An 11,676-nucleotide genomic window follows, 5' to 3' on the forward strand; every position below is an offset into this window, starting at 1 on the left:
GCCGGCGTACGCCGCGCCTTCCATGCAACGCCGCATCGCCCACCTCGACATGGACGCCTTCTTCGCGTCCGTCGAACTCCTGCGCTACCCGCAACTCGCCGGCCAACCCGTCGTCGTCGGCGGACGGCGCGGCGCGCTCGCGGGAGACAGCCTCGAAGACTTCCCGCGCCTGCGCCACTACGTCGGCCGCGGCGTCGCCACCACCGCGACCTACCCCGCCCGCGCGCTCGGCGTGCATTCGGGCATGGGGCTGATGAAGGCTGCGGCGCTCGCCCCCGACGCCATCCTGCTGCCGGCCAACTTCGACGACTACATCCGCTACTCGCGCCTGTTCAAGGCCGCCGTCGCCGAAATCGCCCCGCTGATCGAGGATCGCGGCATCGACGAGATCTACATCGATCTCACCGAGGTGCCGGGCGAAACCGTCGCGCTCGCCCAGCGCATCAAGGACGCCGTACGCACGGCGACCGGCCTGTCGTGCTCCATCGGCGTCACGCCCAACAAGCTGCTGTCGAAGATCGCCTCCGACCTGCAGAAGCCCGATGGCCTCACGGTGCTCGACTACTCCGACATCCCCACGCGCATCTGGCCGCTCGCCGCGCGCAAGATCAACGGCATCGGCCCGCGCGCGGGCGAAAAGCTCGACGCGCTGGGCATCCACACCATCGGCGAACTCGCCGCCGCGGCACCGGAAACGCTGATCGAGGAATTCGGCCAGCACTTCGGCCACTGGCTCACCGAAGTCGCGCACGGCCGCGACGAGCGTCCCGTCGTGACCGAGCGCGAAACCAAGTCGATCAGCCGCGAAACCACCTTCGAGCGCGACCTCGACGTGCGCGCCGACCGCGACACGCTGACTGACATCCTCGTGCAACTGTGCGACCGCGTCGCCGGCGACCTCAAGCGCAAGGGCTATGTCGGGCGCACGATAGGCCTCAAGCTGCGCTACGACGACTTCCGCACCGTGACGCGTGACATCACGATCGAACAGGCGACCGACGACGCGGCGACGATCCTCGCCGCGGTGCGCAGCTGCCTCAAGCGCGTGCCGCTCGACCGCCGCCTGCGCCTGCTGGGCGTGCGCGTCGGCACGCTGCTGCCGCCCGGCGAGGCCGCTCCGCGCCCGCCACAGCGCGGCGAGAACCTGCGCCTCTTCGACTGAGAACTACATCCGCTCGCCGCGCAGCGCGCGCAGGTGCCAGCTGAACACTTCCTCGAGCAAGTGCGGCGTCTGCTTGCCGGGCGAGAACTGCAGCGCGCGCTTGTAGTAGTCCGACAGCGCCGGCCGGAAGTTCGGGTGCGCGCAGTTCTCGATGACCGCCTTCGCACGCTGCTTGGGCGAGAGCCCGCGCAGGTCGGCGAGGCCCTGCTCGGTGACCAGCACCTGCACGTCGTGCTCGGTGTGATCCACGTGCGAGGCCATCGGCACGATGCACGAGATCGCACCGTTCTTCGCCTGCGACGGCGTCATGAAGATCGACAAGTACGCGTTGCGCGCGAAGTCGCCCGAACCGCCGATGCCGTTCATGATCTGCGAGCCCATCACGTGCGTCGAATTGACGTTGCCGTAGATGTCGGCCTCGATCATGCCGTTCATCGCGATCACGCCCAGGCGGCGGATCACTTCCGGATGGTTGCTGATCTCCTGCGGGCGCAGGATGATGCGCTCGCGGTAGCGCGCGAGGTCCGCGTTCAGTTCCGCCAGCGCCTCATTGCTCAGGGAGAACGCCGTTGCCGACGCGCTCGCGAGCTTGCCGGACTTCAACATCTCCAGCATGCCGTCCTGCAGCACCTCGGTATAGGCGGTCAAGTTCTCGAACGGCCCCTCGTTGAGGCCCGCCATCACCGCGTTCGCGATGTTGCCCACGCCCGACTGCAGCGGCAGCAGTTCGCGCGGCAGGCGGCCCTTCTTCACCTCGTACTGCAGGAATTCCAGGATGTGGCCGGCGATTCTTTTCGAGTTCTCGTCCGGCGGCGTGAACGCCGAGTTGCGGTCCGGCGCGTGCGTCTCGACGACCGCAATCACCTTCTCCGGGTCGCAGCGTAGGTAGGGCTCGCCGATGCGGTCCGAACTGCGCACGAGCGGAATCGGCTGGCGATTCGGCGGCAGCTGCGTGCCGTACCAAATGTCGTGCATGCCTTCGAGCTGGCTGCTCTGCCACGAATTGACCTCGAGGATCACCTTGTCGGCCTGGTCCAGCCAGGTCTTGTTGTTGCCGATCGACGACGACGGGATCAGGCGCCCGTCCTCGAGGATGCCCGCGACCTCGACCACCGCGACGTCGAGCTTGCCGAGGAAACCGAACCACACGAACTGCGCGACGTGCGACAGATGGATGTCGATGTACTCCATCTCGCCGGCATTGATGCGCTTGCGGCAGGTCGGATCCGACTGGTAGGGCAGGCGCATCTCGATGCCGTCGACCATCGCCAGCGCGCCATCGAGGTCGGGCGCGGTCGAGGCGCCCGTCCACACGCCGATCTTGAAGCGCTTGCCGTTCACGTTCGCGTCCATGATGCGTTTGGCGAGCGCCGACGGCACGGCTTTCGGGTAGCCCGCGCCGGTGAAGCCGCTCATGCCCACGTTCATGCCCGATTGGATCAGGCTCGCCGCCTCGTTGGCGGACATGACCTTGCTGCGCAGCGCCGCACAATGGATGCGGTTTTCTTTATTCATGTGATTCACGACTCCACGAAAACGGGACGCCGGCATTCCGGCGCCAACGACCGCCCGGCGGAGGAGTCCGCAAACCTGCCCTGCATGGAATCCGGTGCCGGAACGACATGGCGAAGGCGCGGCGAATGGGGCGAGCCGCGCAAGCAATGCGCGCCACCGGCAACCCGATGGCGCGCAATCCGATCGATCGAAGATTCCCGACGGCGAAGGAGGGAGGAGGACCGCCGGACACCACGATGGATGTGGAGCGCAGTCTAGGCAGCGGCTGGCTCGGCGACAAACGACGGTTTATGATGCGACGGATTAGTAAGACTTAACCGTCACCGATGAGCTACCGCCTGCCCGGCCTCGCCCTGCTGCGCACCTTCGAAGCCGCCGCGCGCCACCTGAGCTTCAAGCAGGCCGCGGCCGAGCTGTGCGTGACCCCCGCGGCCGTCAGCCAGCAGATCAAGGCGCTGGAAGACTGGCTGGGCGTGCCGCTGTTCCGCCGCATGACGCGCGCGCTGGCGCTCACCGAACACGGCCGCGCGATGCTGCCCAAGGTGCGCGAAGGCTTCGACTGCTTCGCCGCGGCCATCGAGAGCACCCGCCAGGCAGTCGCCGGACCGCTCACGGTGATCGCCCCGCCCTCGTTCGCGAGCCACTGGCTGGTGCCCCACCTCGCGAGCTTCACCGGCGCGCACCCGGAAGTCGCGCTGCAGCTGTCGAGCACCGCCGACACCGTGGACCGCCGCGGCCAGGCGGCCATCGTTGCCGCGCTCGCCATCGACCCGCGCGACGCCGAGAGCAAGGTCGCCATCCTGTACGGCACCGGCAGCTATCCCGGCCATGTCGTCGACCGGCTCTTCGCCCCCGACTACGTCCCAGTGTGCGCACCGGCGCTGCTGCACGGCGACCACGCGTTGCGCACGCCGGGCGACCTCGCACGCCACGTGCTGATCCACGACGACACCCTGCGCGATGCCGGCCCCGGCGTCGCCCGCTCCGGCTGGGGGCTGTGGCTGGAACGTGCGGGCGTCGCGGGTGTCGACCCGCAGCGCGGCCCGCGCTTCGCCAACGCCGCGCTGGCGCTCTCCGCGGTGCTCGCCGGCCAGGGCGTCACGCTCGCATCGCGTTCGCTGATCGAATCGCGGGTCGCAGAAGGCAGCCTCGCAATCCCCTTCGACATACCGCTGCCCTCGCCCTTCGCCTATTATCTGGTCATGCACGAGGCGATCGCGCGGCGCCCGGCCGTCGCCGCCTTCCGCACCTGGCTCACGGCCGAAGCCGCGGCCCAGGCCGCCTGACCCGAGCATGACGACAATGAAAGCGATCCTCACCGGACACACCCAGGGACTCGGCGCCGCGATCGCCGAAGAACTCCTCGCCCGCACGATCCCCGTGCTGGGACTGGCGCGGCACGCGAACGACGCCCTCGCCGAGCGCTATCCCGACGACCTCTCGCAGGTGCGCATCGACCTCGCCGACACCGACGTCGTCGCCGACTGGCTCGGCGGCGAGACGCTGCGCAGCTTCCTCGCCAACTGCTCGCAGGCGCTGCTCATCAACAACGCCGGCATGCTGCAGCCGGTCGGCCAGCTCGACGTCCTGCCGCCGGAAGCGATCGCGCGTGCCATCGCACTCAACACCGCGACCCCGCTGATGCTCGCCAGCGCCTTCACCGCCGCCAGCACCGAGGTCGCGGACCGGCGCATCCTGCACGTATCCAGCGGCGCCGCGCGCAGCGCCTATGCCGGCTGGAGCGTGTATTGCGCCTCCAAGGCCGCGCTCGACCAGCACGCGCGCGCTGCCGCGATGGACGGCATGCCCGGCCTGCGCATCTGCAGCCTCGCCCCCGGCGTGGTCGATACCGCGATGCAGGCCGAAATCCGCGCGACGCCCGACGACCGCTTCCCGGTGCGCGCGCGCTTCGAGGCGCTCAAACGCGACGGCGCCCTCGCCCGCCCCGACGAATGCGCGTTCCGGCTCGTGAACTACCTGCTCGGCGACGAATTCGGCCAGGCCGCGACGGCCGACCTGCGCCAGCTCGCGCCCTGAGCCCCGCGCCACTGTCCACTTCCCACTGAGCACTTCACAGGAATACGCCATGCTGATGACCACCACGCCCACCGTCGAAGGCAAGACCATCCGCGCCTACCACGGCGTCGTCACCGGGGAAGCCATCATAGGCGCGAACTTCCTCAAGGATATGTTCGCCGCCGTGCGCGACTTCGTCGGCGGGCGCTCGGGCGCCTACGAGAAGACGCTGCGCTCGGCGCGCGACACCGCCTTCGAGGAAATGGCCGAAGCCGCGGAAAAGCTGGGCGCCAACGCCATCGTCGGCATCGACCTCGACTACGAGGTCCTCGGCGAGACCAACGGCATGCTGATGGTGGCGGTCAGCGGCACCGCCGTGACGATCGCCTGAACGCCGGACGGCTCAGCGCTCGGCCAGCACCAGCCGCGCCGCCAGCCCCAAGAACACCAGCCCCGCCGACTTGTTGAGCACGCGCCGCGCGGTCGCCGAACTGCGCAGGCGCTGCCCGATCGACGCCGCGAACAGCGCGATCGCGCCGAAGGTCAGCAGCGTCGCGACGATGAACACGAAGCCCAGCCACATCACCTGCAGCGCCACCGGCGCCGCGCCCGCTTCGACGAACTGCGGCAGGAAGGCGAGGAAGAACAGGATCACCTTGGGGTTGGTCAGGTTCATGACGATGCCGCGCACATACATGCGCCAGCCGTCCGGCGCCGCCGCGCCGACGGCCGGATCGCCCCCATCGGGCGCGCTCAGCGCCTGCCATGCGAGCCACGCCAGATAGCCGGCACCGACGAACTTCAACACCGTGAAGGCCGTCGGCGACGCCGCGAACACCGCCGCAAGGCCCACGGCGACCGCCGCGGTGTGCCCCAGCAGGCCCGTGCACAGCCCCAGCACGACCAGCATCCCGGCCCGGCGCCCGCGCATCGCCGACTGCATCAGCACGAACAGGTTGTCCGGACCCGGCGCCGCGCCGAGCAGCACCGACACGGCAAAGAATGCGAGGGTGGTTTCGACCGAGGTCATGGCCGTTCCACCCACCAAGACGTCGGCCGGGATCCTGACGCGCCCGCGCTCACAGCAGCCCGGCCACGATGCGCGGCGCGGTGGCGGCGAGGTTCTCGGCGCTGCGTACCTCGGGGAAGCGCTGCCGCGCCCGCTGCCCGTTCACGGCGTAATCGACGCCGAAGCAGTCCATTCCGAGCAGATGCGTGCCGGCCGGCACGCTGCCGGCGAGTTGATGCAGCAGATCCGCCTCCGCCGCTTCCGCCAGCACGGGCAGCCCGGCCCAGCGCTCGTCCTCGATCCAGCCCATCTTGCCCGGGCCGCCGATGTAGCGGATGCGCTTCGGCTGCAGGCGGAAGAAGGCGAAGTCGAGCTCGAGGTACTGCTTCGCGTCCGGCTGATAGCGCAGATAGCGCGCAAGCAGCTCCGCCGACGGTTCGAAGCGCTCGACGTCGCCGATCAGCGTCATGCGCACCCCGGCCTGGACGCTGCCGTTCTCGGTGCCGACCACCGAAAGACTCGCGCGCGGGTCCGCGAGCAGGTTCTTCGTGTGCTCGGCGAGCAGGCTGATGCAGAACAGCGGACGCTGTGCCGCATCCACGACACAGGGCAGCGCCGTCGCGTAGGGGTAGCCCGCGAGCTGCGTCGAATGCGTCGCCAGCGTGGCGTGAACCGCTTCGTGCAGCAGGTGGATGGCGGGGACGATGGTGATCTTCATGACTGCCACTTTGTCGCCCCTGCATGCCGGCGTCAATGAACTATTTCTGCTCCCGACGGAAAATTTGCTGCCCTGCCCGCCTAGCGCCTGACCTCGAGCAGCTCGACAACGAAGGTCAGCGTGCTGTCGGGCGGAATCGTCCCGGGGATGCCGCGCGCGCCATAGGCCGTCTGCGGCGGGCAGGTGATGCGCACCGCCCCGCCCGGCTTCATCAGCTGCAGCACCTCGGTCCAGCACGGAATCACGCCGCTGACCGGAAATTCCGCCGGCTGCCCGCGGCTGTACGAGCTGTCGAACTCCCGCCCGTTCGCGAGCGTGCCCTGGTAGTGCACGCGCACGACGTCGGTCTTCGTCGGCGCGGCGCCCGTTCCCTCCTTGTAGCGCTCGACCGTCACGCCGGACGGAAGGGTCTCCGCCGCCGGGCCGGCAGCGTGGGCGGCAATCGAGAAACAGGCAAGTACAAGTGCGGAGAACAGGCGCATCACGTGGCTCCAATCCTGGCTGGCTGTTCCAGCCAATCAAAGGGGACGACTCGACCGCGATCGAGGACCGCGATCTTTCGCATCCCGCAATTATTGTCGAAAACGGCGTCTCCGCCTCGCTTTGCGCACGCGGCGGCGTCAGCGACTCCGCTCACGTGCGATGCACCTCGTCAGCTGCGCCTTCGGCACGCGTTGAATCCGGCGCAGAAGCTGGACGGACACGTCATTCACCTCGTGACGTTCACGCAGCTCATCTTCCAGGCGCAGCAGGAGGCTCGCCGCCATTTCCGCATCGGCCAAAGCCCGGTGGTAGCGGCCCGCCACCGGCAGGTTTGCGTACTCGACCAGGGCACCCAGCTTGTGGCTCGGCGCCAGCGGAAAAATGCGGCGCGACAGCAGCAACGAGCAGACGAACTCCTGCTGCCTGCTTCGCTCGATTCGCGCCAGCTCGGCATCCCAGAATTTGCAGTCGAACGAAGCGTTGTGGGCCACCAACGGACGGTCGCCGACAAAGTCCGCCACCTCCTGCATGACCTCCGCCGCCGGCGGCGCCCGCCGAATCATCGCGTTGGAGATCCCGGTCAGCGACTCGATGAAGGACGGAATCCGGACGCCGCCGTTCATCAGGCTCTGGTAGCGGTCGACAATCCTGCCGTCCTCCAGTATCACTGCCGCAACTTCCGTTGCACGGTCACCTTGCCCTGGCGACAGTCCGGTCGTTTCAAAGTCGATTACCGCGACGACTTCCATGCTCCCGCCCCCTAAACCCGGCTGGACAGGGCCGTGGCCCGACACTTGTCGCACACCTCCCACGGCGGGCAATCACACACCCGAGGATGCTCAACGTAGTGACTGCCGACCTGGACCTTGCCGGACGAGTCCTGATTCTTGGCCGAAGCGCTCTTCGGCGTCCGCCCGTCATCAGCAGAAGCATCGTGCGGCGTCGGCGACCATCTGGAAAACGGGGCCAAGTCTTCCTTGCCCTCGACGTACCAGATTTTTCGCCCAGCATCCCACCGCGCACCAAGCTTCTTGGCTTCGTCCTTTTCCGCGAAAGGGACCTTCAGGTTCAGCCTCATCTTGCTCCCACGCCGAGATTACGGGCGGCCATTATATGGTGCGCCACCGCTGATCTGGTCGCTGCAGTCACGCACCCCCTGGAGCCTGCCGTCTGGCAGATCGCCCGGTTTTTCAGTGACGAGAGCGATGCCGGCCCGGTAAAGCGTCCTTCACCGAGCCAGCGCAAATCGACGAAGTTCAAACAGGAAAGCGACACATCTTCATCGGAGGGGAAATGCGGGCTGCAACGAGCCCGATTTGATTCAGCGCAGGACGCTCGCCAGCTCCGGCACGACCTCGAACAGATCGCCGACCAGACCGTAGTCGGCCACCTGGAAGATTGGCGCTTCCGGATCCTTGTTGATCGCGACGATCACCTTGGAGTCCTTCATGCCCGCCAGGTGCTGGATGGCGCCCGAGATACCGACCGCGATATAGAGCTGCGGCGCGACGATCTTGCTGGTCTGGCCGACCTGGCAGTCGTTGGGCACATAGCCCGCATCGACCGCGGCGCGCGAGGCACCCAGCGCTGCGCCGAGGGCGTCGGCGAGCGGCTCCAGCAGCTTGTGGTAGTTCTCGCTGTTGCCGAGGCCGCGGCCGCCCGAGACGATGATCTTCGCGGCACCGAGTTCAGGCCGTGCACTCTTGGTGAGTTCGCGGCCTTTCATCGTCGAGAGTCCCAAGTCGGGGCCGGCGGCCAGTGCGTCGACCGTCGCGGCACCATCCTCATTTGCCACCACTGCGGCCGCTTCGAAGGCGGTGGTGCGCACGGTGAGCACTTTCACGGCGTCGGCGGATTTGACGGTGGCCATCGCGTTGCCGGCATAGATCGGCCGCACGAAGGTGTCGGCGCTTTCGATGCTGGTGACGTCGGAGATCTGTGCCACATCGAGGAGTGCCGCGACGCGTGGGGCGACGTTCTTGCCGTTGGCCGTGCTCGGCGCGAGGATGTGGGTGTAGCCCGATGCCCCATTGGCAACGAGGGCGACGACGAGCGCGGCGACGTTCTCGGCGGTGTGCGATTCGTAGTGCGCGGCATCAGCCACGCGTACCTTCGCGACGCCGACGATCTTCGCGGCTTCACTCGCGGCGGCGGCGCAGTTCGCACCGGCCACCAGCACGTGAATCTCACCACTCAGTTTCGCGGCGGCGGCCACGGTGTTGAGCGACGCGGCCTTGATCGTTCGATTGTCGTGTTCTGCAATTACCAGGATCGCCATGATCAGATCACCTTCGCTTCGCTCTTGAGCTCGTCGACGAGTTGCGCGACGTCCGCCACGCGCACGCCGGCACTGCGCTTCGGGGGCTCGGCGACTTTCAGCGTCGCCAGGCGCGGCGTGACATCGACACCGAGGTCGGCCGGCTTGACGATGTCGAGCGGCTTCTTCTTCGCCTTCATGATGTTGGGCAGCGTCGCGTAGCGCGGCTCGTTCAGACGCAGATCGGTGGTGACGACCGCCGGAAGCTTCATCTCTAGGGTCTCGAGGCCGCCGTCGATCTCACGCGTGACGGTGGCTCTCATTTGTGTCCCGTCACCGGCCAGCGTGATCGTCGAGGCGAAGGTGGCCTGCGGCCAGCCCATCAGCGCGGCGAGCATCTGGCCGGTCTGGTTGGCGTCGTCGTCTATCGCCTGCTTGCCACAGATCACGATCTGCGGGGCCTCCTTGTCGCACAGCGCCTTCAGCAGCTTGGCCACCGCCAGCGGCTGCAGCTCGACATCGCTCAGTTCGCCACACTCGACCAGGATGCCGCGGTCGGCGCCGATCGCCATCGCTGCACGGATGGTCTCCTGGCAGGCCGCAACCCCGCAGCTCACCGCCACGACTTCCATTGCCACGCCGGCTTCCTTGAGGCGCACTGCTTCTTCCACTGCAATCTCGTCGAAGGGGTTCATCGACATCTTCACGTTCGCAATATCCACGCCCGTGCCGTCGCCCTTCACTCGCACCTTGACGTTGTAATCGACTACGCGTTTGACGGGTACCAGGATCTTCAAAATTAATCCTCCAGAAGTTCTCACAATTCAGTCGGCAGTCCGAAAACCCTGGTTCGCGCTGGAGCCGCCAAGGCCGATTGGCGCAGGCGCAAGGCTGACGATCCTTTCGAACAAGGCCGCATACTCGTCCTCGACCCCACGCCAGGGGTTGTGGTTGGTCAGGAAGGCGGCATCAATGATTGCCCAGTCATCCGCAAGCAACCTCTCCTGCGCCAGGGGAAGCAATTCGCGCTCTTCTTTCAGGATGTGTTGCCACTGAAAGTCGACATACTCATTCACCTTATTGTGGAATGCGTCGAGTCCTGCCTTTTCGGCATTGCGATAATGAATCAGCGCCCGTTCCAGCGCGGCGGTCAATTTCGGCCCACGCGCGTGCTGCCGCATCAATTCGTCAATAAGCGGCCCGGCATCCGGGGCGCGCAGGCGCAGCCGGGCGAACAGGTATTCGTCTTCCTTGTGATGATGTACCTGCTCCGGAACCTCAGTGACATATTCGATCATGGCCGCAAGGAGTCCAAAGTCCGCCGTGTAGCGACCTGCGGCGATACCGTCCACAAATTCACGCAGCGCCGTCAGTACGGACTCGAAGGCCCGATGCTCGTTAAGAATCAGATCAATCGAAGTCTTTTTCATGGCATTCCTCGTTTGCAGTCGCATCCGCGGCCAGGGCTGCGGACATCGGGGCTTTCATAGTGGTCGTCAGTCCGCGAGCAGTTCGGCAGCATCGAGCGCGAAATAGGTCAGAATCCCGTTCGCTCCTGCGCGTTTAAAGGCCAGCAGGCTTTCAAGCATGACCGCCTGTTCGTCGAGCCATCCGTTGTGCGCCGCAGCCTTGAGCATCGCGTATTCGCCGCTTACCTGATAGACATAGAGCGGAGCACGGCACTCGTCCTTCACGCGCCGGACGATATCCAGATAGGGCAATCCCGGCTTCACCATCACCATATCCGCGCCTTCGGCCAGATCCAGCATCACCTCGCGCAACGCTTCGTCGCTGTTTGCCGGATCGATCTGGTAGGTCGCCTTGTTGCCTTTGCCGAGGTTCGCAGCCGAGCCCACCGCATCCCGGAACGGGCCATAGAAGGCCGAGGCGAACTTGGCCGAGTAGGCCATGATCCGGGTATGGATCTGGTTCGCGCCGTCAAGCTCGGCGCGGATTCGCGCCACCCTGCCGTCCATCATGTCCGACGGCGCGACGATGTCCGCACCGGCTAGCGCATGGCTCAGTGCCTGTTTCGCCAGCACCTCGAGCGTCTCGTCATTGAGGACATATTGTCTCGGGTCAGACGGCTCGATCAGCCCATCCTGGCCATGGCTGGTGTAAGGATCCAGTGCGACGTCCGTGATCACGCCGAGTTCGGGAAACGCCTGTTTAAGTGTCCGCACCGCGCGCTGCACAAGCCCTTCCGGGTTGTAGGCTTCTTCGCCGTTAGGTGACTTTAAGACAGGGTCGATCACCGGAAACAGCGCAAGTGCCGGCACACCCAGTGTCACGGCACGCTCGGCGGTTTTCAGCAACCCGTCAATGCTTTGCCGCTCGCCCCCCGGCATCGACACGATCGGTTCGCGGCGCTGCTTCCCGTCGAGCACGAACACGGGGTAGATGAGGTCATCAACGCTCAAGCGGCATTCGCGCATCATGCGCCGGGAGAATGCGTCCCTGCGCATGCGGCGCATCCGCACGCGGGGAAAGCCGGTTTCATTGCCCATGAGTATCTC

The 11,676-nt window shown here is 66.5% G+C and carries 14 protein-coding genes; 4 read left to right on the forward strand and 10 right to left on the reverse strand.

Going from position 1 to position 11,676, the window contains the following annotated elements:
• Window positions 1-22: 22 nt before the first annotated feature.
• Complete coding sequence (gene dinB, locus GPA27_RS19015) at window positions 23-1,162, forward strand: DNA polymerase IV (protein ID WP_169142061.1); 1,140 nt, start codon at window positions 23-25, stop codon at window positions 1,160-1,162.
• A gap of 3 nt (window positions 1,163-1,165) precedes the next feature.
• Here the strand turns inward: dinB and scpC are convergent, their stop codons facing one another.
• Window positions 1,166-2,677, reverse strand: coding sequence for a succinyl-CoA:acetate CoA-transferase ScpC (gene scpC / locus GPA27_RS19020; protein ID WP_169142062.1), 1,512 nt, complete (start codon window positions 2,675-2,677; stop codon window positions 1,166-1,168).
• 326 nt (window positions 2,678-3,003) lie between these two features.
• On the opposite strand from scpC, the gene gcvA reads away from it, so the two are divergent.
• The 3 genes from gcvA to GPA27_RS19035 are packed head-to-tail and all read left to right on the forward strand — an operon-like array spanning window position 3,004 to window position 5,084.
• On the forward strand, window positions 3,004-3,963 hold the full coding sequence (gene gcvA / locus GPA27_RS19025; RefSeq protein ID WP_169142063.1) for a transcriptional regulator GcvA: 960 nt from the start codon (window positions 3,004-3,006) through the stop codon (window positions 3,961-3,963).
• Window positions 3,964-3,970: 7 nt separating this feature from the next.
• Window positions 3,971-4,714 (forward strand): SDR family oxidoreductase, encoded by a 744-nt coding sequence (locus tag GPA27_RS19030; RefSeq protein ID WP_169142064.1) that lies wholly within the window; start codon window positions 3,971-3,973, stop codon window positions 4,712-4,714.
• 49 nt (window positions 4,715-4,763) lie between these two features.
• The gene (locus GPA27_RS19035) at window positions 4,764-5,084 is read left to right on the forward strand and encodes a heavy metal-binding domain-containing protein (protein ID WP_169142065.1); all 321 of its coding nucleotides are present in this window, start codon (window positions 4,764-4,766) and stop codon (window positions 5,082-5,084) included.
• Between the two features lie 12 nt (window positions 5,085-5,096).
• Here the strand turns inward: GPA27_RS19035 and GPA27_RS19040 are convergent, their stop codons facing one another.
• The 9 genes from GPA27_RS19040 to hemB all read right to left on the reverse strand — a co-directional run bounded on the left by GPA27_RS19040 (window position 5,097) and on the right by hemB (window position 11,667).
• Window positions 5,097-5,723 (reverse strand): LysE family translocator, encoded by a 627-nt coding sequence (locus GPA27_RS19040; RefSeq protein ID WP_169142066.1) that lies wholly within the window; start codon window positions 5,721-5,723, stop codon window positions 5,097-5,099.
• Window positions 5,724-5,772: 49 nt separating this feature from the next.
• Window positions 5,773-6,420 (reverse strand): HugZ family pyridoxamine 5'-phosphate oxidase, encoded by a 648-nt coding sequence (locus GPA27_RS19045; RefSeq protein ID WP_169142067.1) that lies wholly within the window; start codon window positions 6,418-6,420, stop codon window positions 5,773-5,775.
• An 80-nt stretch (window positions 6,421-6,500) separates the two neighbouring features.
• On the reverse strand, window positions 6,501-6,902 hold the full coding sequence (locus tag GPA27_RS19050; RefSeq protein ID WP_169142068.1) for an FKBP-type peptidyl-prolyl cis-trans isomerase: 402 nt from the start codon (window positions 6,900-6,902) through the stop codon (window positions 6,501-6,503).
• A 138-nt stretch (window positions 6,903-7,040) separates the two neighbouring features.
• The gene (locus GPA27_RS19055) at window positions 7,041-7,652 is read right to left on the reverse strand and encodes a 3'-5' exonuclease (RefSeq protein ID WP_169142069.1); all 612 of its coding nucleotides are present in this window, start codon (window positions 7,650-7,652) and stop codon (window positions 7,041-7,043) included.
• A gap of 11 nt (window positions 7,653-7,663) precedes the next feature.
• Entirely contained in the window at window positions 7,664-7,981 is a 318-nt protein-coding gene (locus GPA27_RS19060) for a DUF5710 domain-containing protein (protein ID WP_169142070.1), read from the reverse strand.
• A gap of 243 nt (window positions 7,982-8,224) precedes the next feature.
• Complete coding sequence (locus tag GPA27_RS19065) at window positions 8,225-9,181, reverse strand: electron transfer flavoprotein subunit alpha/FixB family protein (RefSeq protein WP_169142071.1); 957 nt, start codon at window positions 9,179-9,181, stop codon at window positions 8,225-8,227.
• Between the two features lie 2 nt (window positions 9,182-9,183).
• Entirely contained in the window at window positions 9,184-9,957 is a 774-nt protein-coding gene (locus tag GPA27_RS19070; RefSeq protein WP_169142072.1) for an electron transfer flavoprotein subunit beta/FixA family protein, read from the reverse strand.
• Window positions 9,958-9,984: 27 nt separating this feature from the next.
• Window positions 9,985-10,590 carry a hemerythrin domain-containing protein gene (locus GPA27_RS19075; protein ID WP_169142073.1) on the reverse strand — a complete coding sequence of 202 codons (606 nt, stop codon included), beginning with the start codon at window positions 10,588-10,590 and terminating at the stop codon, window positions 9,985-9,987.
• A gap of 66 nt (window positions 10,591-10,656) precedes the next feature.
• Window positions 10,657-11,667 carry a porphobilinogen synthase gene (hemB, locus tag GPA27_RS19080; protein ID WP_169142074.1) on the reverse strand — a complete coding sequence of 337 codons (1,011 nt, stop codon included), beginning with the start codon at window positions 11,665-11,667 and terminating at the stop codon, window positions 10,657-10,659.
• Window positions 11,668-11,676 lie beyond the last annotated feature (9 nt).

It is taken from the genome of Aromatoleum toluolicum, from assembly GCF_012911005.2.
Lineage (GTDB): Bacteria > Pseudomonadota > Gammaproteobacteria > Burkholderiales > Rhodocyclaceae > Aromatoleum > Aromatoleum toluolicum.

Excerpts from the sequence above, each read along its gene's own strand:
- GPA27_RS19055 (WP_169142069.1), bottom strand. The coding sequence starts at position 7,652 with ATGGAAGTCGTCGCGGTAATCGACTTTGAAACGACCGGACTGTCGCCA.
- GPA27_RS19065 (WP_169142071.1), bottom strand. The coding sequence starts at position 9,181 with ATGGCGATCCTGGTAATTGCAGAACACGACAATCGAACGATCAAGGCC.
- GPA27_RS19030 (WP_169142064.1), top strand. The coding sequence starts at position 3,971 with ATGACGACAATGAAAGCGATCCTCACCGGACACACCCAGGGACTCGGC.
- dinB (WP_169142061.1), top strand. The coding sequence starts at position 23 with ATGCAACGCCGCATCGCCCACCTCGACATGGACGCCTTCTTCGCGTCC.
- GPA27_RS19045 (WP_169142067.1), bottom strand. The coding sequence starts at position 6,420 with ATGAAGATCACCATCGTCCCCGCCATCCACCTGCTGCACGAAGCGGTT.
- GPA27_RS19075 (WP_169142073.1), bottom strand. The coding sequence starts at position 10,590 with ATGAAAAAGACTTCGATTGATCTGATTCTTAACGAGCATCGGGCCTTC.
- scpC (WP_169142062.1), bottom strand. The coding sequence starts at position 2,677 with ATGAATAAAGAAAACCGCATCCATTGTGCGGCGCTGCGCAGCAAGGTC.
- GPA27_RS19035 (WP_169142065.1), top strand. The coding sequence starts at position 4,764 with ATGCTGATGACCACCACGCCCACCGTCGAAGGCAAGACCATCCGCGCC.
- hemB (WP_169142074.1), bottom strand. The coding sequence starts at position 11,667 with ATGGGCAATGAAACCGGCTTTCCCCGCGTGCGGATGCGCCGCATGCGC.
- GPA27_RS19040 (WP_169142066.1), bottom strand. The coding sequence starts at position 5,723 with ATGACCTCGGTCGAAACCACCCTCGCATTCTTTGCCGTGTCGGTGCTG.
- GPA27_RS19060 (WP_169142070.1), bottom strand. The coding sequence starts at position 7,981 with ATGAGGCTGAACCTGAAGGTCCCTTTCGCGGAAAAGGACGAAGCCAAG.
- gcvA (WP_169142063.1), top strand. The coding sequence starts at position 3,004 with ATGAGCTACCGCCTGCCCGGCCTCGCCCTGCTGCGCACCTTCGAAGCC.
- GPA27_RS19050 (WP_169142068.1), bottom strand. The coding sequence starts at position 6,902 with ATGCGCCTGTTCTCCGCACTTGTACTTGCCTGTTTCTCGATTGCCGCC.